We start from the raw sequence: 18,084 nt of genomic DNA, 5'->3' as shown, positions 1-18,084 counted from the left end.
CCCGTTCCTGAAAAGAATGTCACTGAACATCGGATCAGCGGATAGGATTGTCATTTCCATCCGGTTCTTCAAGTGTAGATGATGGCGGAAGGCCCTCAAGTGTCTGTGAGTTCCCTGCATAATAAAAAATGGTAACAGTAAGATCAATGACAAGCGGCTGTCTTTCCTGATCTTCCCGTACTATTTCCTCCCGTCCCTGAAACGAGATGGAATCCATGTTAAGGACTCTGCTGCTATTGCCGACTGCTTCTACAAACTGAATCAAGTTGGCATACTCCGGTGTACGAACGCGCACGTGATACGTAAGCACCTCTGTATCGGTCTCCTCATACATGGACGAAGATGCTTGTTCCAGGTTCTGATTCTGTTCTTCTTCCACCGCACCGCCGCTTTCGGTTTCCGGCTGTTCTGTGCTGCCAGCTGTCTCCTGCTCCTGATCCTGATCCGTCTCTGTTTCATTTGCAGGTGCGCTGCCGGGGTCGAGCTGTTCTGCGCTCATAATGTAACTTCCCGACCGTTCTTCCGCCTGATCGAGAACCAGTAGAAATTCTTCTATCCGCGGCTTGAGGGGCAGCTGCTGCAGACCTCGGAAAAGAACCGACTCATCATATTGACCGGAGTCTGTACCGGAAGTTTGGTCCTCCAGCTGCGCTTCTGCCGTCTGGATATTCTCCTGCAGCCGCTCCTGTTCCGTTGTGAGCGGCCGTAAGCCGTTATTATACTGAAACACGGCAAACACGAGCAGGAGAAACAGGGCACAGACAGTCATGATCCAGTGCCGCTTTTCCATATCAATCCGCAACAGCTTCACCATCCTCCCGGACCGCAATGCCGGTCACACTCATTTCGTACACTGCTTCATACCGGGGGAGCTGATTATCCGGCGTCTGCGTCGTTTCTGTATTTCCGCCTGAGGGACTGTAAGCGTTCAGCGCCTCCATCGTGACATCTTCAAAAACAGCGGCTTCCCCAAGCGCATACTGCATATCCGCAGACTGATTCACTTCATTTAATTCCACTGTCACCGTCAGCGTGGAAGGATAAGCATAATCAAAGGCCTGAATATAACCATCGGACGGCAGCGCACGCGCCACGGCACGGATCACCGGTGAAGCTGGGACCACCGTGTTTTTCAGTTCATCCAGCGTACTCCGGTGGGCCTGAATCTGCGCTTCTTTCCCTTCGCTGTCCGTTTCTTCTTCCAGAGCTTCGGTGAGCTCCTGCTGCCTCGAATTCAATTCCGTTATCTCCTGCCGCTGCCTGTTTTCAGCAATCTGAAAAAACAGGAACAAAGCGAGGAACAAAACGAGCAGGACGCCTGCCAGCATGATCCACGTGACATCACGTTTTTCTTTTTCCGGAAGCAGGTTGATATCTGCTGACATAACCGGCCCCTCCCTGTCTGTACTGTGCTGCTTTATCGTATGTTTTGTTTAAGAACAAGTCCCGCATTCTCGTAATAACGCATCGGAACCTCTTCCTGCCCCGCCGTAATCCTGGCGGCACCGGCCTTTTTCACCGGAATATCCAGACGCCCGGCGAGCGTGTCGGTCCACCGTTCCAGAAAGGGATGGTCTCCTCCTGTGAAAATACCATCAACCCCTTTTTCGCCGCGTTTCATGGAATACCGGTAGAAGTTCATGATCCGCTCCACTTCTTCTGCCGCTGTAACTGCCTGCTGCTGCAGCGTCTTTGGATTTCCGTTCCAGACTGGTTGATAGGAACGAAAACGCCCCGTCTGTATCGACCAGTCCTCTTCTCCCGCCTCCAAAGACATCCTGCTGATAAAAAGCGGTCTGCCCTCGTGAAAAATGCTGATGTTGACGGCATAGAGATCAACAAGCACGATCAGCGTATGAGCGTTCTGATCCACTGCCTCAGACATCTCGAGCGCCCTGTAAAAACAAAGGGACGAAATATCTGCGGCATTCGGGCGGCAGTTGAGGGATTCAAGCAGTCCGGCATATGTTTCCACTGGTCCCCGCGGGGCAACGAGCAAAATGACATCATGGCTCTTTGGTACGTATACGTAATCGAACACCGGATCATCAAACGGTACCGCGATGCTGTCCCCGACTTCCATGTACAGGTAAGCACTGATTTCGTCTTTACCGACCTCTTCCGGAAGCGAAACTTCTCTCGCTACGACAAAAGCATCCGGCACACAATACTGCACCGGCTTCCTTTGAAGGTCCCAAAGATCGGCGCACTCCTTTAGAATCTGTCGGAGCGTTTCCTCATCCTTCACCCGGCCTTCCTGGATGACTCCCGGCGGAAGATAACGCTCTTCCATGACTTCGACGTCATCCAGATCCGGCTTCCGGGCTCTTATGTACCGGATGACGTGATCTTTGATGATAAGCGCGTTACGCTTGTCTTTCTTACGTTGAAACAACGTCATAAAAAAGTTCCTCCAGTTAAAAACCGGGTCCTCCCCGCAGATTCGATGTTACAGAAATCCGGTATACCATGCTAAAAGACCCTCTCCGAAAAAAAGCGTAAGAACACTGCCGGCTGCAATAAAAGGTCCAAACGGCATCGGAACCCCCCGTTTCACCGCCCCGGTCAGAAGACCGAAGCCCCCGAGAACAGCGCCGGCGGCAACGGACAGGAAAAAGGCAAGAAGCAGCTGCTGCCAGCCGAAAAAGAACCCGAGCAGCGCGAACAGCTTGATGTCGCCTCCTCCCATGCCGCCTTTACTGACGACCGCAATCAAAAGAAGCAGTGAAAAACCGAGCGCCGCTCCCGCAAGAGGGTCCCACCACGAGTGGAGCGGTACTGTACTCCATCGGAGAACCGCGATGAACGGCAGAAAAAACAGAAGAATCTTATCCGGAATGAGCATCGACGTCCAGTCGCTCACCGTAATAATCAAAAGAAGCGACAGCAAGAGCAGTGCCGCCGCTGTTTCCCATGCCGCGCCCCAACGCAGCCAGGCCGCGGCAAAAAGAATGCCGGAAACAGCTTCCATCACCGGATAAAACGCCGGTATCCTGGTGCGGCAGTACCGGCACCTTCCTTTTAAAAAGAGATAGGAAAACACCGGAAAAAGATCCGGCGCCTGCAGCGTAGTACCGCAGGACGGACAGTGCGACCGCGGCCGGACTATCGACGCCCCCTGCGGAATTCTCGTGCCAACCACATTGAAAAACGAACCGAGCACCAGCCCTGCGATGCTTATGTAAACGAGCCAAACGTAGTCCATTATTTCTCCACTCTCCGACCTTTTTCACAATCCTGCGTCCATTTTACCACACACCGGACAGCAGAGGTAGAAATGTTTGAAAATAAGAGCGCTGCGGCAAGCGCTTAAGAAGCGATATGTTTCGAATCTGCGTCGATTATGCTTCGATGCCGGCTCTAAGGTGCACAATGGATGTCGAAGAAGCCGAAAGTGACGCTCAGCCCTGCTCTAAGATTCACTTCTTCTCCCGCCTGCCCCAAATGTAACCCTTAGATCCCGTCTAACCTTCACTTTCCCCGTTTCCCACCTGGATTTTGTGGTTTAGAGCACCAAAGCGGCATTGTTTCAACGTTAGAAGACCGTCCTGGAACAGCCCAAAAGTGTCTCGGCGGCATACTCTGGGCATACGCTGCAGGCGGATGCTTTCAATCCAGAGCACAAGGGCAACGTGGGTACGCGCCGGCTCTCACCGTATCTTCATTGCCGCGGGCCCCCTCAGCTTCTTCCCGCTGGAGTCACAGCCTTCCGCCCGCTTCCGGTAGTTATGTTCTCTTTCATGAAAAAGGAGCCGCATCTTTTCATACAGCTCCTGCTTTCATGATTTTATTTTTATATCATAGTAAACATGTACATCTTTATTTTACTACTCTGAACTTGGGTCCTCAGGATTGAGAGTTACTGTCTCTCTTCCTTCATCTTCACCATTTCCTCTAAGAGCTTCAATTGTTATTTCATCAATGAAAGTACCACCATTTTCAGCTTCAAGGGTTACAGTGTAGGTAGTTGGATCACTACTATCATCTACTTCAACCTCCGATGATGAGCTATACGATCCATCGCTTGGACTGTCCATATTCTCAATGAATCCGTTGCTTCTTAATTGTTCTAATGAGTAAGTGTTGCTACTATTTTCTGAACCCGAAACATTAGATGCCATCGCAAGACGTGTGGAACTTACCATCTGTTCCGCATTGGCAATGTGGGCGTCTCTTTTGGTGTTGTCGATGATGCCTCCGATGCTTGGGACAGCGATGGCGGCGATGATTCCGAGGATGACGACGACGGCGAGCAGTTCGATGAGTGTCAGTCCGCGTTGATTTTTCAGCATGTTTGTCATTTTGTTCACGATGCATTCCTCCTGAATATAAGTATAAGTACCTAAAACAAAATACCCTGTTCGATCCTGTGTATAACATAAAAAAAGGCCACCAGCTCCGAAACATTTTTTCGGACTGAAAATGGCCGGTTGCACTAACAGCTTCGGATGATCCAAGTGCCCACATACAGATCATCGTTCTTCGCTTCCGTTTCTTTATGCTCTTTTTCATTATAGTGAACGATAGCTCTTTTGTCACGAATTTTTTTCTATTACTGAACCTGTCCGAAAATGTCGAACATCGGAATCGCGATGGAGGCGACAATAATGCCGACCACAACCGCGAGTATAAGAATCATAATGGGTTCGACAAGCGATTTGATCTGGTCGGCGGCGGCATCCACTTCTGCTTCGTAATAGTCCGCGATACGGTCGAGCATGGCGTCAAGGGACCCTGATTTTTCGCCTACAGCTGTCATCTGGGTAACCATCGGCGGGAAAACCCACATCTTTTCGAGGGGGCCTGCCATCGATTCCCCCCGCTCCAGCGCGCCGCGTACTTCTTTAAGGGTAGCGGTGATCACAGCATTCCCCGTCGTTCCCTCCACGATCGCAACCGATTGAATAATCGGTACCGAACTCTGAAACAACGACCCGAGCGTCCGGGTCATGCGTGCGATTTCTGCTTTCTGCAAAAGCGTGCCGAACACAGGGATTTTCAGCAGCGCATAGTCCGAATAGTACAAAAAGGTCCGGTTTCTCTTCCGAAGTGCGTTCCATGAAAAAAACACGGCGGCCGCAGCGGCAGGCAAGAGCCACCAAATGCTTTGAACGAGTTCGCCGGTCCTCAGGACAAAGACCGTGATCAAAGGCAGATCCGCTTCAAACGAGTTATACATCTCCGCGAACGTCGGTACGATATAAAGAAGTAAAAACAGGACCACTGCCGCCGCTACGGTACCGATCACGGCCGGATAAATGAGTGCGTTCATCACTTTGCGACGGGTTTCGTACCGTTTCTCGTAGTAGGAAGCCATTTTATCGAGCATATCGTCAAGATTGCCCCCGGCTTCCCCGGCTTTCATCATGTTAATAAAGAGAGGAGAGAAAATCGAAGGATGCTGCGAGGCCGCATGGGAAAACGAACGGCCGGTGCGCAGTTCATTCTCCATCTCCGATAAGATCCGGCGGAACTGTTTTCCCGAGAGCTGCTGTGCCAGGATATTCGTTGACTCCACGACGGAAATTCCGGCCTGGAGCAGCGTGGAAAACTGGCGGAGAAACAGCACAAACTCTTTGGCGGATACACCGCTCCCAAGCGATATATCACGGTAGAGAAACCCTTCAAGCTCTGTGAATTCTTTAGCCGTAATTCCCTTAGCTTGCAGCCTCTCCTTTGCTTCTTTTTCATCAGAGCCTTTTTGTCTTCCACTGACGATCCGGCCTTTTTTATTCCGTCCTTTGTAGTGATAATACGGCATGATGTCCTCCCGCCTCTTCTTGAAAATACCCGGAGCAGACTGTGTTTTTACGATAATACGACACTATATGCGGTTCGCATCGCTATTCTGCAGAAAAGGTGATGCCTCTTCAAAAGACACAGCATTGTCCTGCAGCAGGGATTGTATGCTCATTTCCATCGTATGCATGCCTTCAGCTCTGCTCGTCTGCATCACACTCTGGAGCTGATGGATTTTTTCATTTCGTATCAGATTCTGAACGGCCCCGTTATTCCTTAGAATTTCCGTGGCTGCCCGCCGCCCCGTATCGTCACCGTTACGGAAAAGACGCTGACTGATAACGGCCGATAGCACCGTCGCGAGCTGAATACGGACCTGGTCCTGCTGATCCGACGGAAACACATCAATGATCCTGTCAATGGTAGCCGGTGCGCTTGTGGTGTGCAGTGTACCAAAAACGAGATGCCCCGTTTCCGCAGCGGTGATGGCGGTTGAAATGGTCTCCAGATCCCTCATTTCTCCGACAAGGATGATGTCAGGATCCTGGCGGAGACAAGAGCGCAGGCCGCTTGCAAAGTTCTGCGTGTCAAACCCTATCTCCCGCTGATCCACTAAAGACAGACCGTGTTTATGCAGATACTCAATCGGGTCTTCGAGCGTAATAATGTGGCGTTTGACCGCCCGGTTAATATAATCGATCATAGAGGCAAGTGTTGTGGATTTTCCGCTTCCGGTCGGTCCGGTGACAAGTACAAGCCCCTGCGGCTTAAGCGCAATCGATTCCAAGGCAGAGGGCAGCTGCAATTCGTGGAGTTCGGGTATCCGCGTCGGCACAATCCGGATAGCCATACTGATGCATGACCGCTGAAAATAGGCATTGATACGAAACCGGGAGACCCCCCGTATGCCGTACGAAAAATCAACCTCGCCTTTTTTCTGGAATTTGTTCCACACCGGATCAAGCATAACCGACCGGGCCATATCTTCGGTGTCCGCCGGACGGAGGGAATCTTCGCCTTTGCGGTGAAGTTCCCCGTTGATTCTGAAAATCGGAGGCACTCCGACTGTCAGGTGAATATCAGATGCTCCTTGTTCGAACGCTTCTGTCAATAGCGCATCCAATGCTGCCAATTCCCATTCCCCTTTCTATTCATCCACAGCGACCCGCAGCACTTCCTCTACGGTTGTCCAGCCTTTTTTTACCTTAAGCAGCCCATCGTCCATCAGAAAAATCATGCCTTCCTGCATCGCATACGTACGCAGATCGGCAGCCGTTTTGTAGTTCATCAGCATATTCCGCATCGTATCATCCATTTCCAGCAGTTCGTGAATCGCCGCCCGGCCGCGGTAGCCTGTTTGATTACAGGAAGAACAGCCTCTGCCTATATATACCGGTCCTGCAGAAAGCCCGCGCTTTTCGAACAGTTCTTTTTCCATTTCGTTCGGTTCATACGGTTCTCTGCAGTCCGGACAGATCGTACGGACGAGACGCTGGGCGTTAACCCCTGTCAATGAGGACGCAACCATGTACGGTTCCACGCCCATATCGATTAACCGCGGTACCGCAGCGACAGCACTGTTTGTATGAAGTGTTGTAAAGACGAGGTGTCCGGTCAGCGACGCGCGTATGGCTATCTCTGCAGTCTCTGCGTCCCTGATTTCTCCGACCATGACGATGTTTGGATCCTGCCGCAGGATGGAGCGCAGTCCGGCAGCAAAAGTCAGACCAATACCGCTGTTCACCTGCACCTGATTGATGCCCTCGAGCTGATATTCGACCGGATCTTCCACCGTGATGATATTCACCCCCTCCGTATTCAGGTGATGAAGGGCGGCATACAGGGTGGACGTTTTTCCTGAACCGGCCGGCCCTGTTAAAAGAACCATCCCCGCCGGCCGTTCAATCATGTTTTTGAAGCGGGTGAAATTCACTTTGTTTAAACCCAGCTGCTCGATATCGTTTAGTGAACTGCTCATATCCATAATCCGCATGACAATCTTTTCTCCGAATATAGTGGGCAGAAGTGATATCCTAAGATCCACAGGGTGCATATCAATCGTCGTCTTCACACGGCCGTCCTGAGGCAGTCGTGATTCGGTGATGTTTAAATCCGCCATGATTTTCACCCTGGCTGTCAGCACGTTCTGCATGTTTTTTGGAAACGCGCGTTCTGTTTTCAGCACCCCGTCCACCCTGTAGCGGACAAGTACTTTGCTTTCCTGTGGATCGATATGAATATCACTGGCCTGCTGCTGCAGGCCGTACAGTATCATTTGATTGACGATACGAATGACCGGGGCTTCCCCCTGTTCTGCTGTATCTGCAATCTCCTCCGGTACATTCTGCTCTTCAAAAGCATCGAGTGATTCCTGGATATGATAATGTTTATGCACCGCTGTCATGATTTCGCGGCGTGTAGTAATCACCGGTTCAATCTGAAGACCGGTCGATACACGCAGTTCGTCCATCGCAAAATAGTCCATAGGATCGGCCATCGCAGCACGAAGACGGTTTCCTTCTCTCTTCAGAGGAAGAACGGCGTGTCTTTCAGCGAATTCTTTTGACACAAGCTTTACGGCGTCTTCCTCCACTGGATAATTATAAAGGCTGATTCTTGGAATGCCGAGCTGGTATTCCAGTGTTTCAATCAGCTGCTGTTCCGTAATGTATTTCCGCTCAAGCAGCGCATCACCGAGCTTTTGGTCTGTTCTTTTTTCCTGCAGTGTCTCATTCAGCTCGGCTTCGGTGATTAACGCTGCTTCAAGCAGTAAATCTCCCAGCCGCTTCCGCTTTTCCGCCATACAGACCGCCCCTTTTTACTCATATCCTTTGATCGGTTGATTGTCTTGTTCCATCCGTTCGTTAAAATCTTCTCCGCTCTCTGCATCCGGCGCCTCTTCACCGCCGGTTCCGTTTTCTGCTGTTTCACCGGAATTTTCCGGCTGGGACGAATCAGCACGGTCCGGAGCACCACTGTCTTCGTTTTTTTCTCCCGGTGCTCCCACCGGATCATCACTGCCGGTGTCTTCACTGCTTTCCGGAGGTTCAATATCAGGTGGAGTGCTGCTGTTTTCGGCAGAGGTCTGGAGGCTCTCCTCCACGATTCGCTGTTCCGGAGGGTAGTAATCCCGGCCAAGCAGCGTTTCCTGTAACACGTCCCCATCTACATCCGTTACTACCCGAACCGCTTCCGCGTAATATCCGTTTTCTCCTTCACGGAGCGTCCGGCGCCCTCCGGTTGTCCGGTTTTCGTCCACACGCACCACCGTACGCGGATTAAGGGTCTCTTCTTTTCTTTGTTCTAATTCATAGGAATGAAGGAACTCAGGTCCGCTCAGAGAAAGAGAGAGCTCCGATCCATTCCAGGAAGCGTTCCACTGGTACGAGTAGATATTTGGATTGTAGAATTTGAGATCACGGTCCGGAACCTCTATGTGAGCGTCTTCGCCGGGTGCGGCATAAGAAGGCAGTTCTTCATTGATGTGACGCTCCGACATTTCAAAATTGGCCGCTGCCAGTACCTGGAATACACCGGAGGCCAGCGCATCAAGTTCCGGTGCATTATACACGGTACTTCCGCCTTCCTTCAGAGCGTTTAAAAGGGAGAAAACGGAGCCGCCTTCCATTTCGTAACCGTTTAGCGCATCCGCCCAGTCTTCCAGTGCCGATCCGGAATTATCAGGTGTCAGTGTCACATTATTGAATGTTGTGGTTTCCAGTGGCATCTCTTCGATAAAGAAAGAACCGATATCCTGCGATGCTTTCTTTTGCCTGGTGATGTTCCCCATTGTTGTGACCTGTTCATTTAACGCTCTCATATCGACCCGCTCCCGCAGGTTTTCATAGGTAAAGCGGTCCAAAAACTCCGGCAGTACGTTTCCCTCGTCCGCCCATGATACCTGAAGCAAAACATTCTGATCCGTGAACGCCTGTTCCACCGTTTCCGCCACTTCGGCCTTGAAACGTTCTCCCTCTATTATGACTTCTTCATCAAAAAGCTGAAGAGCCACGCCGGAACGCTCCTGCCAGTTCTCCCATGCATCGGACACGGTTTCTTCAGCTTCGGATCTTTTCATCCCACCGATATCCACGCCGCCTGCTTCTGCTTCGTCGGGAAGCGTATCCTCTTCCGGCCAGACGTGTTCATACGCAGCTGCCCCTCCAATGGAAAAAAACAGAATAACGCCTGTTAAACAGGTGAACAGAAGCATCGATTTCTCTATGTATCTATTTCGTTTCATCGGCGGTCCTCCACCCGTTTCTCCAGGTTATCTGCGGTCTGTTCATCAAGCTCATCAAGCAGCCGTGACCGTTTATCCGACCAGGAACCATCTTCTACCTTGTTGGATGTGCTGACTTCCTTATCCGATACATCCTCCTGCACAAAAAGCGGGGTATCCGTTGTCTCTTCTTCTGATTCTTCCTGCGGTTCTTCTTCAATCATGAAAGCTCTCCGTTGAAAAAAGTGTTCTTCTTCCTCCATCAGTTCCTGTTCCGTAACGGAGCCCACACTCCCTGGTTCAGGAAATGGCTGCTTGTTTTCTTCTGGTGCGCTTGTGGCCTGGTCTGTATTCGTCCTTTCCCTGCGGCCTTCTCTCTCAAACGGTTCCTGCGCCTTTGGTTCCAGGCTTTTTCCCACAAGGTCTTCTTCTCTCAGGAAAGGAAACTGTTCCTCTTCTACTGCAGCTTCTTCTGCATACTGTATTTGTTTTCCAATAAGAAAAGAAAATAACAGCATAAATACGAGAAAAACGACGGCGGCTGCCGGGAACGAATATAATTGATGTAACAGATATATGAGTGCGGCGGTTAATAAAGCCGAAAGTACAAGTTGTGCCTGTGTTCCCCGATTCCATGATGCCGGTAGTTTTCCGAGCACAATAAAACAGATAACCGCTGCGGCCGCCATAGCAGCAAAGACCATAGACCCATCCTCCTTCTTTTTTTCTGCTGATTTCGTTCTTCTTTCGTATCATGGCATGTCCAACCGCTCGGGTCAATGGAATAAAATTCCTCACAAATGGATCCAAGACACCATTTCTTTCTCCCGCCTATCATGCAAAAGAAGGATATTCAAAAAAACTGTGCCGCCCTGGACACAGTTTTTTTGAAACTATTCTATTTTTTCTCTTCCGCTGCCACTTCTGAAATAAAATACAGAGAGCCTGCAGCTACAATAATATCCCCCGGTGAAGCGGTCTGCTTCATTTTTTCCCAGGCTGCTTTCCAGTCAGACAGGGCTTTTGTATCAGGAATAGGGCTTTGGGCAGCTGTTTCTTCCGCCGATGCGGCCCGGAAAAAGTCAAAACCAACGACTGCCGCTGATTGAATGGGCAGTGTTTTCAGTGGTTCCAAAAGGACAGCCGGATCCTTCTCTTTCGTCATGCCAACAATCAGATGAATGGGACGTTCAGGAAAATGGTCCTCAAGTGCCTCGACCAGACTTTCCATTCCTTCTTTATTATGAGCGCCGTCGAGAAGGAGCGGCGGTGTTGTTTCCCGGTAATCCATACGGCCGATCCAGGACGCTTTCTGAAGTCCGCGCCGTATATGGTCCTCGTCCACCGGCAGGGCATAATACAGCATCAAATACCGAAATGCCATCAAGGCTGCTGCCGCATTTTTTGTTTGATGGCGGCCGAGCATCGAAATCTTCAAATCGGGGATATGGTTTAAAATGGACTGAAAAGAGAACGTCCATCCAGAAGACTCTGGCTCTGCATGTGTGACATGAAAATCACGGTCCAGTCGGTACAGTCTCGTCCGCGCGTCTTCAGCCGCTTCCTCGAAGATCTCTGTCACTTCCGGATTCGTGTCACATGTCACAACCGGTACGCCCGACTTGATAATTCCTGCTTTCTCCCGTGCAATCTCTTCAATGGTATCTCCGAGAATCGCCTGGTGGTCATGCCCCACGTTGGTAATGATGCTGATCATAGGATGAACGGCATTCGTTGAATCCAGTCTTCCGCCGAGACCGACTTCCCAGACAACCACATCGGGAAAGGCAGAGGAAGCGAAATAATGAGCCGCGATGACCGTCAGTACTTCAAATTCCGTCGGTGGTCCAAAGGGTGTTTTTGCGACGCTTTCCACGACCGGCCGCACCGCTTGGGCGCTTTTCAGAAAATCTTCCTCCGATACAGGCTCTCCGTTCACTGCGATACGTTCCCTGAATTCATGTACATACGGGGAAGTGAACGTGCCGCATACCAGACCGGCTTCTTTCATAGGTTCTTTCAGAAAAGCGGTCGTCGACCCTTTTCCGTTCGTTCCTCCAACATGGATACTCTTCAGCCGCCGCTCCGGATTGCCGAGCCCCTCAAGCATCATTCGGACCCGGTCCAGACCGGGCCTGATGCCGTGGGCGCTCAACTCCGAAAGCCAGCTGAGGGCTTCTTTGTACGTCTGCATGACTGCATCCCTCTCGATTTCTATCTATTATGCTTTTAATTCCTGAATCCGGGCTGTTACTTTCTCTCGTTTTTCCATGTAATCTTTTTCTTTTTCCCGTTCTTCGGCAACGACATTTTCCGGGGCTTTCTGGATAAAGCCTTCGTTCTCCAGTTTCTTTTGGACGCGTTCGACTTCTTTATCCAGCTTCTCCTTCTCTTTTTCCAGACGGGCGATTTCCTCCTCGAGATCAATCAGTCCGGCAAGCGGCATATAAAGCTCCGCTCCACTTAAAACGTGGGAGACAGACTTTTCCGGAACCTTCAAAGCAGGATCAATCGTCAGCTGCCCGGAGTTTGAGAAGCGTTTAAGATACGTGCGCCCGCGTTCCAGGCGTTTCTGTACGTCGTCATTCTGCGGTTTCATCTGCAGATCGATTTCCTTACTCGGAGCGACGTTCATTTCAGCGCGCGTATTGCGGACAGAACGAATGACGTGTTTCAGCAGATCCACGTCCTCCACCGATTCCGGATCCATCCGTGATTCATCGGCTGCCGGCCACTTTGCCACTGTGATGGATGAACCATCGTGCGGGAGATGCTGCCAGATTTCTTCTGTAATGAACGGCATGATAGGATGCAGCAGCCGCATCGTCTGTTCGAGTACGTGAGCAAGAACCGAGCGTGTTGTATGTCTTGCCGCCTCATCATCCCCGTACAGAGGAAGTTTAGCCATCTCAATGTACCAATCGCACACGTCATCCCATATAAAGTTATATAATAGACGTCCAACTTCACCGAATTCATAGTTGTCCATGAGGCGTGTTACATCACGGATAGTTTCCTCCAGACGCGTAAGAATCCAGCGGTCGGCAATCGTTTTGTCTCCATTCAGATCCATATCTTCATAAGCGAGATTTCCCATATTCATAAGCGCAAACCGGGACGCGTTCCAGATCTTGTTGGCAAAGTTCCAGTTTGCTTCGATCTTTTCCCAGTGAAAACGAAGATCATTACCCGGTGTCGTTCCTGTTGCAAGGAAGAAGCGCAGTGCATCGGCACCGTATTGGTCGATCACGTCCATCGGATCGACTCCGTTGCCGAGCGATTTGCTCATCTTCCGGCCTTCGGCGTCACGGACGAGTCCGTGGATGAGAACATCTTTAAATGGTCGCTGCCCGGTGAATTCCAAACCTTGAAAGATCATGCGGGAGACCCAGAAAAAGATGATATCATAACCGGTAACAAGCACATTGGTTGGGTAAAAAAGCTGAAAATCCGAGTCTTCCCTGTCCGGCCAGCCCATCGTCGAAAACGGCCACAACGCGGAGCTGAACCACGTATCAAGGACATCTTCGTCCTGCTCCCATTCTTCCGGGTTGGACGGTGCCGTATGACCGACATGCATCTCTTTCGTTTCTTTATGGTACCAAGCCGGTATCCGGTGGCCCCACCAGAGCTGGCGTGAAATACACCAATCGCGGATATTTTCAAGCCAGTGCAGGTACGTTTTTTCAAACCGGTCCGGGACGAAGTGTACTTTTTCCTCCTGATTCTGAAGGTTCACCGCCTGTTCTGCCAGTGGTTTCATTTTCACAAACCACTGCGTGGAAAGGTACGGTTCCACCACGGCGCCGCTGCGCTCGGAGTGACCGACAGAATGCTCGTGAGCTTCAATCTCAAACAGTACACCGTCTTCCTGCAGATCTTTCACGAGCTGTGTGCGGCATTCAAAACGATCAAGACCCTGATAGCGGGCCGCGTTCTTATTCATCGTGCCTGATTCATCCATCACCAGAATGCGTTCAAGATTATGCCGGTTCCCCATTTCAAAGTCGTTCGGATCATGAGCCGGAGTGATTTTCACTGCACCCGAACCAAACTCCATATCCACATACTCATCGGCGATGATCTCTATCTCACGACCGATGACCGGCAGAACAACAGTCTGTCCGATGAGATGGTTGTAACGCTCATCCTCCGGATGCACGGCGACAGCGGTGTCTCCAAGCATCGTTTCCGGTCTTGTCGTCGCGACTTCAATATGACCGCTTCCATCTTTCAGCGGATATTTCATATGGTAAAAGTGACCCTGTACGTCTTTGTAATCAACCTCAATGTCGGAAAGGGCAGTCTGGGTGTCCGGATCCCAGTTAATAATATACTGTCCCCGGTAAATCAAACCTTTATTGTAAAGGGAAACAAAAACTTCACGAACCGCTGTGGACAATCCTTCATCCAGCGTAAACCGCTCTCTGGAATAGTCCAGGGAAAGACCAAGTTTCGCCCACTGCTGCCGAATAAACTCAGCGTATTCTTCCTTCCATTCCCACGTTTTTTCCAGGAAACGCTCGCGGCCGAGTTCATGGCGGTCCATACCTTCTTCTTTCAGTCTTCCTTCCACCTTCGCCTGGGTGGCAATACCAGCATGATCCATTCCCGGCAGCCAGAGCGTGTCATACCCCTGCATCCGCTTCAGACGGGATAGAATATCCTGCAGCGTTGTATCCCAGGCATGGCCGAGATGAAGCCTGCCGGTTACGTTCGGCGGCGGAATGACTATGGTAAACGGCTCTTTCTTCCCCGATCCTTCTGCTTCAAAATAGGATTGCTCCGTCCAATATGGATACCACTTCGTTTCCGTGTCACGCGGGTCATATTTGGTCGGCATCTTTGTATGTTGTTCCGTCATCACATTTCCTCCTTGTAATTTTTGTTTCCGGCATAAAAAAATCCCTTCACCCTGTTCAAAGGACGAAGAGTTTCGCGGTACCACCTTTATTCACAGCTGTTTCGGCTGTGCGCTTCATCTGGATAACGGGGGCTCCGGCTTTTCCTACTGCCGTTTCAGAAAAGCAGCTCCAGGGCGACCTTCCGGATATCCTTCCTCAAAAAACCTTTCAGCCTCGGGTTTTTCTCTCTGTTTCAGGTGGAATAATCCGTACTCCTCCCTGTTGTTCGCAGTTTCTATAGTAAGTATAGTCATATTTTACGGGGAAAAGACACTCTCGTCAAGGCGCATTCCTTCATGAAGAGGAACCTTCTTCAAACGGCAACATTTATAGAGGACCTGCATATGCATAAGAGGAGAGAAAAGTATCCATCCTGCAGAAAGGAGGATTGTCATGGGTTATCCCCCTTATCCAGGCCCGCCGTGTCCCCCTCCCCGAAAACATAAAAAAAAGCACCACCATCACAGGCCGAAGCGGAGATGGTGGTGGAAGTGGAAACTTGCTGTCATGCAGATACTGTTAATTCTGATTATTTTTCAAGTAATCCGTACATTGATCTTTCCGACCACGTTTGACGTGATGCTTCTCTTTTTGCTGACCGGTGCGTACCTTTGCTGCACGGTCACCCGCTGAACGTACGGATGACCGTGTATGAAGCCGGTATCAGCTGCTGTCCGGTCCGGACGTGGAAACGGGGGCGGGGATATATAGTATCTGCCCTTCCTCTACATGTTCATGATTCAGCCGGTTAAATCGAAGCAGGTGTCCCGCCGTTGTCTGGTACCGCTGGGCAATTTGTTCGATTGATTCATTTTCCTGGATAATGCACATCTTAAGCCGGGAGAAATCTTCTTCTCCACTCGTCATCATTTTCGTTAAATACAAGGCATTATCATCCCGGTCCCCTGGTTCCCCCGTTTCATCCGTACCGCTGTCGTCTTCAGCTTCCAGCTCCTCCGGCAGGTCATCGTCTCTTTTTGAATGTGCCGTGAGAGGGTCTTCTTCTGTTTCACGTGTATGAAAAGACGTGACGATGTCAGATGTATCTTCCTCTGTATCCATCTCTTCTTCCCTTTGCTGCGTATCTGCCAACAACTCTGTCTCTTTGCTGTCTTCTTCATAACTGTCCTGTTCTCTCTCTTCTTCACTCTCCGGCCGGATTACATCTTCCATTTCCCACACCGGGAGGGGCTCAACAGCAGCCGGTTCCTCTACTTCCCCCGTCTCTTGCTGATGCACGCGTTCCTGTACCCCCGAAATACTTACATCCGCTGTTAATTGAATGCAGCCTGGTTCCGGAAGATCATAGTCAAAGCTGTCAATCGTTACATACACATCATCAAGATGATGAATCCGGTTCAACGGCACCGTCACATCCACTGGGAAAAAGTGCTTCAGTTCGCCGATTCCATCTTCTCTCCGATTATTTCTTTCAATGTAACGAGGAGCAGGCTCTCTCTCTTCCGCGTTCTCCTGATTTTCTGTTTCGGGATAATATTCCCCTTTCAAGTACAGCCCGCCTTTAATGTCGACATAATCATATTTTTCTTCAATTCTAATATCCGGATCCAACCCCAGTGACACCAGTTCCTTGATCTTTTCGCCTTGATTCAGCCACACCGATTCTTCCAGACTGAACGTCAGCTCCGAAGAGTGTGCTTCTGTCATACGTTAAGCCCTCCTTTGTATCAGGTATGCGCAAGGTTGTCTCTATCATGAAAGCTTCAACCTTCATTCGTTATCCCTTTCACTATATGCCGTGTCCACAAAAACTATGAACAGCAATTCCGCTGCATTGTGTTTCATATGGCAGATTGATAGAATGTATTCGTATATTTACCGATTGATTCTCGCCCATTTGTGACCAGGGACATAAGGAAAAGGGGATTAGGGATAAGATGAATTTTTCTGATAATCAGACGGCGCGCGGGATCGGGAAAGATAAACTGCCCCTTCATCCGCCGTTTTTTTACGGCTGGCTGATTGTGGCTATGGCGGCTCTGGGGGCCTTCTTTTCAGGGCCGGGACAGACGTATTCCATTTCTGTATTTATGGATATTTACATTGAAGAGTTTGAAGGAAACCGCACGATGATTTCCAGTCTTTATTCAGGGGCTACTCTTACCGCCGGACTTCTGCTGTTTTTGACAGGACGCCTGATTGATAAAAAAGGGCAGCGATATACAACTGTTCTTGTCGGAACACTTCTTGGGGCAGCATGCTTTTGGAACAGTGCAGTCATAGGACCGGTGATGATGTTTATCGGCTTTTTTATGCTTCGTCTTTTCGGGCAGGGGTCGATGACATTAGTGCCAAACACTTTGGTCCCCCAGTGGTTTTCAAGGCAGAGGGGACGTGCATTCAGTTTTATGACCCTCGGTGTTCTCGCCAGCGGTGCCACCATGCCGCCTGTTCATTTCTTTCTCATCGAGTTGGGAGGTTGGAGATTCGCATGGATGTTCTGGGGAACCATACTTCTTATCGTTTTTGTTCCTGCGGCGTTTATTTTCATCCGGAACCGTCCGGAAGATGTCGGTCTGCTTCCTGATAATGACGGCCAAAACGGTAATATGGAGGAAGCAGCAGCTGCATCAGCGAAAGAGCGGGACGAATCCTCCTGGTCGGTTGACGCCGCCATCCGTACGAAATCGTTTTGGTTTGCGCTGTTTTGTGCAGTCGTTCCCTCTTTGGTGAATACAGGTATTACGATTCACTTGTTTTCCATTTTAGGAGAAAAGGGTATTGAGCGGCCGATCATTGCGTTTCTACTCAGTTTAATGCCGATCACAGCGTTTTTGTTCACCCTTGCGGCAGGTTTTGTCGTTGAACGGATAAAACTGCATATGGTTTACTCGTTCAGTTTTCTTTTGAGCTCTTTAACACTGGTCCTTCTTGTATATGCTCAAACCGTTTGGAGCGTTATCATTTTCATTGTGTTATGGGGCGTTTTTGACGGTATGACAAAAATCTGCAATAACATGATATGGCCGGAATATTTCGGTCTTAATCATATCGGCAAACTAAAGAGCTTTGCAACAACCGCTGTTGTCATAGGATCAGCACTGGGCCCGCTTCCTTTCGGCATGGCTTTTGACTATTTCGGACAGTACAACGAGATTCTCTGGATGATGACCATTCTTCCTGTCACAGCCGCAGTACTCGCCTTTGCTTCCCCGCCTCCACAAAAAAAGAGCAGCCCGGAGATGTAATCCCCGGTAC

General features: G+C 50.2%; 14 protein-coding genes, 1 riboswitch and 1 other annotated feature. Of the genes, 1 reads left to right on the top strand and 13 read right to left on the bottom strand.

All coding sequences use genetic code 11. The annotated features are described in order from the left end of the window. Positions 1 to 34: 34 nt before the first annotated feature. The 13 genes from BM058_RS11005 to spoVID form a co-directional block, all read right to left on the bottom strand. Complete coding sequence (locus BM058_RS11005) at positions 35 to 814, bottom strand: hypothetical protein (RefSeq protein WP_177195523.1); 780 nt, start codon at positions 812 to 814, stop codon at positions 35 to 37. Then, on the bottom strand, positions 792 to 1,385 hold the full coding sequence (locus tag BM058_RS11000) for a hypothetical protein (RefSeq protein WP_090927096.1): 594 nt from the start codon (positions 1,383 to 1,385) through the stop codon (positions 792 to 794). Before BM058_RS11000 ends, BM058_RS11005 begins: the two co-directional genes overlap by 23 nt. A gap of 32 nt (positions 1,386 to 1,417) precedes the next feature. Further along, positions 1,418 to 2,401, bottom strand: a complete 984-nt coding sequence (gene pilM / locus BM058_RS10995; protein ID WP_090927095.1) for a type IV pilus biogenesis protein PilM — start codon at positions 2,399 to 2,401, stop codon at positions 1,418 to 1,420. Positions 2,402 to 2,449: 48 nt separating this feature from the next. Continuing rightward, positions 2,450 to 3,205 carry a prepilin peptidase gene (locus tag BM058_RS10990; protein WP_090927094.1) on the bottom strand — a complete coding sequence of 252 codons (756 nt, stop codon included), beginning with the start codon at positions 3,203 to 3,205 and terminating at the stop codon, positions 2,450 to 2,452. A 622-nt stretch (positions 3,206 to 3,827) separates the two neighbouring features. Beyond that, positions 3,828 to 4,301: a prepilin-type N-terminal cleavage/methylation domain-containing protein gene (locus BM058_RS10985; RefSeq protein WP_090927133.1), complete on the bottom strand. Its 474-nt coding sequence runs from the start codon at positions 4,299 to 4,301 to the stop codon at positions 3,828 to 3,830. A gap of 114 nt (positions 4,302 to 4,415) precedes the next feature. After that, positions 4,416 to 4,499: riboswitch (cyclic di-GMP riboswitch) on the bottom strand. Positions 4,500 to 4,552: 53 nt separating this feature from the next. Beyond that, positions 4,553 to 5,761, bottom strand: a complete 1,209-nt coding sequence (locus tag BM058_RS10980; RefSeq protein ID WP_090927093.1) for a type II secretion system F family protein — start codon at positions 5,759 to 5,761, stop codon at positions 4,553 to 4,555. A gap of 63 nt (positions 5,762 to 5,824) precedes the next feature. Beyond that, positions 5,825 to 6,871 carry a type IV pilus twitching motility protein PilT gene (locus BM058_RS10975; RefSeq protein ID WP_090927092.1) on the bottom strand — a complete coding sequence of 349 codons (1,047 nt, stop codon included), beginning with the start codon at positions 6,869 to 6,871 and terminating at the stop codon, positions 5,825 to 5,827. Positions 6,872 to 6,886: 15 nt separating this feature from the next. Beyond that, on the bottom strand, positions 6,887 to 8,542 hold the full coding sequence (locus BM058_RS10970) for a GspE/PulE family protein (protein WP_090927091.1): 1,656 nt from the start codon (positions 8,540 to 8,542) through the stop codon (positions 6,887 to 6,889). Between the two features lie 15 nt (positions 8,543 to 8,557). Further along, positions 8,558 to 9,982: a VanW family protein gene (locus BM058_RS10965; RefSeq protein WP_090927090.1), complete on the bottom strand. Its 1,425-nt coding sequence runs from the start codon at positions 9,980 to 9,982 to the stop codon at positions 8,558 to 8,560. Continuing rightward, positions 9,979 to 10,665, bottom strand: a complete 687-nt coding sequence (locus BM058_RS10960) for a hypothetical protein (protein WP_090927089.1) — start codon at positions 10,663 to 10,665, stop codon at positions 9,979 to 9,981. The genes BM058_RS10965 and BM058_RS10960 overlap by 4 nt, the downstream gene beginning before the upstream one ends. A gap of 194 nt (positions 10,666 to 10,859) precedes the next feature. Further along, positions 10,860 to 12,155: a bifunctional folylpolyglutamate synthase/dihydrofolate synthase gene (locus BM058_RS10955; RefSeq protein WP_090927088.1), complete on the bottom strand. Its 1,296-nt coding sequence runs from the start codon at positions 12,153 to 12,155 to the stop codon at positions 10,860 to 10,862. Positions 12,156 to 12,182: 27 nt separating this feature from the next. After that, positions 12,183 to 14,825 (bottom strand): valine--tRNA ligase, encoded by a 2,643-nt coding sequence (locus tag BM058_RS10950; protein WP_090927087.1) that lies wholly within the window; start codon positions 14,823 to 14,825, stop codon positions 12,183 to 12,185. A 55-nt stretch (positions 14,826 to 14,880) separates the two neighbouring features. Further along, positions 14,881 to 15,101 (bottom strand) — a binding site (T-box leader). Positions 15,102 to 15,528: 427 nt separating this feature from the next. Continuing rightward, positions 15,529 to 16,533: a stage VI sporulation protein D gene (gene spoVID, locus BM058_RS10940; RefSeq protein ID WP_090927085.1), complete on the bottom strand. Its 1,005-nt coding sequence runs from the start codon at positions 16,531 to 16,533 to the stop codon at positions 15,529 to 15,531. Between the two features lie 230 nt (positions 16,534 to 16,763). On the opposite strand from spoVID, the gene BM058_RS10935 reads away from it, so the two are divergent. Continuing rightward, the gene (locus BM058_RS10935) at positions 16,764 to 18,074 is read left to right on the top strand and encodes an MFS transporter (protein ID WP_090927084.1); all 1,311 of its coding nucleotides are present in this window, start codon (positions 16,764 to 16,766) and stop codon (positions 18,072 to 18,074) included. The last annotated feature ends 10 nt before the right edge of the window (positions 18,075 to 18,084 follow it).

The organism is Salibacterium qingdaonense (assembly GCF_900114715.1).
Classification (GTDB): Bacteria; Bacillota; Bacilli; order Bacillales; family Marinococcaceae; genus Salibacterium; species Salibacterium qingdaonense.
Note: the sequence above shows the minus strand (reverse complement) of the source record. Positions and strands in the feature narration are given on the sequence as shown.

Bases quoted from the DNA above. Each gene is read 5' to 3' on its own strand.
- BM058_RS11005 (WP_177195523.1), bottom strand. From the start codon at position 814: ATGGTGAAGCTGTTGCGGATTGATATGGAAAAGCGGCACTGGATCATG.
- BM058_RS11000 (WP_090927096.1), bottom strand. From the start codon at position 1,385: ATGTCAGCAGATATCAACCTGCTTCCGGAAAAAGAAAAACGTGATGTC.
- pilM (WP_090927095.1), bottom strand. From the start codon at position 2,401: ATGACGTTGTTTCAACGTAAGAAAGACAAGCGTAACGCGCTTATCATC.
- BM058_RS10990 (WP_090927094.1), bottom strand. From the start codon at position 3,205: ATGGACTACGTTTGGCTCGTTTACATAAGCATCGCAGGGCTGGTGCTC.
- BM058_RS10985 (WP_090927133.1), bottom strand. From the start codon at position 4,301: ATGACAAACATGCTGAAAAATCAACGCGGACTGACACTCATCGAACTG.
- BM058_RS10980 (WP_090927093.1), bottom strand. From the start codon at position 5,761: ATGCCGTATTATCACTACAAAGGACGGAATAAAAAAGGCCGGATCGTC.
- BM058_RS10970 (WP_090927091.1), bottom strand. From the start codon at position 8,542: ATGGCGGAAAAGCGGAAGCGGCTGGGAGATTTACTGCTTGAAGCAGCG.
- BM058_RS10965 (WP_090927090.1), bottom strand. From the start codon at position 9,982: ATGAAACGAAATAGATACATAGAGAAATCGATGCTTCTGTTCACCTGT.
- BM058_RS10960 (WP_090927089.1), bottom strand. From the start codon at position 10,665: ATGGTCTTTGCTGCTATGGCGGCCGCAGCGGTTATCTGTTTTATTGTG.
- BM058_RS10955 (WP_090927088.1), bottom strand. From the start codon at position 12,155: ATGCAGACGTACAAAGAAGCCCTCAGCTGGCTTTCGGAGTTGAGCGCC.
- BM058_RS10950 (WP_090927087.1), bottom strand. From the start codon at position 14,825: ATGACGGAACAACATACAAAGATGCCGACCAAATATGACCCGCGTGAC.
- spoVID (WP_090927085.1), bottom strand. From the start codon at position 16,533: ATGACAGAAGCACACTCTTCGGAGCTGACGTTCAGTCTGGAAGAATCG.
- BM058_RS10935 (WP_090927084.1), top strand. From the start codon at position 16,764: ATGAATTTTTCTGATAATCAGACGGCGCGCGGGATCGGGAAAGATAAA.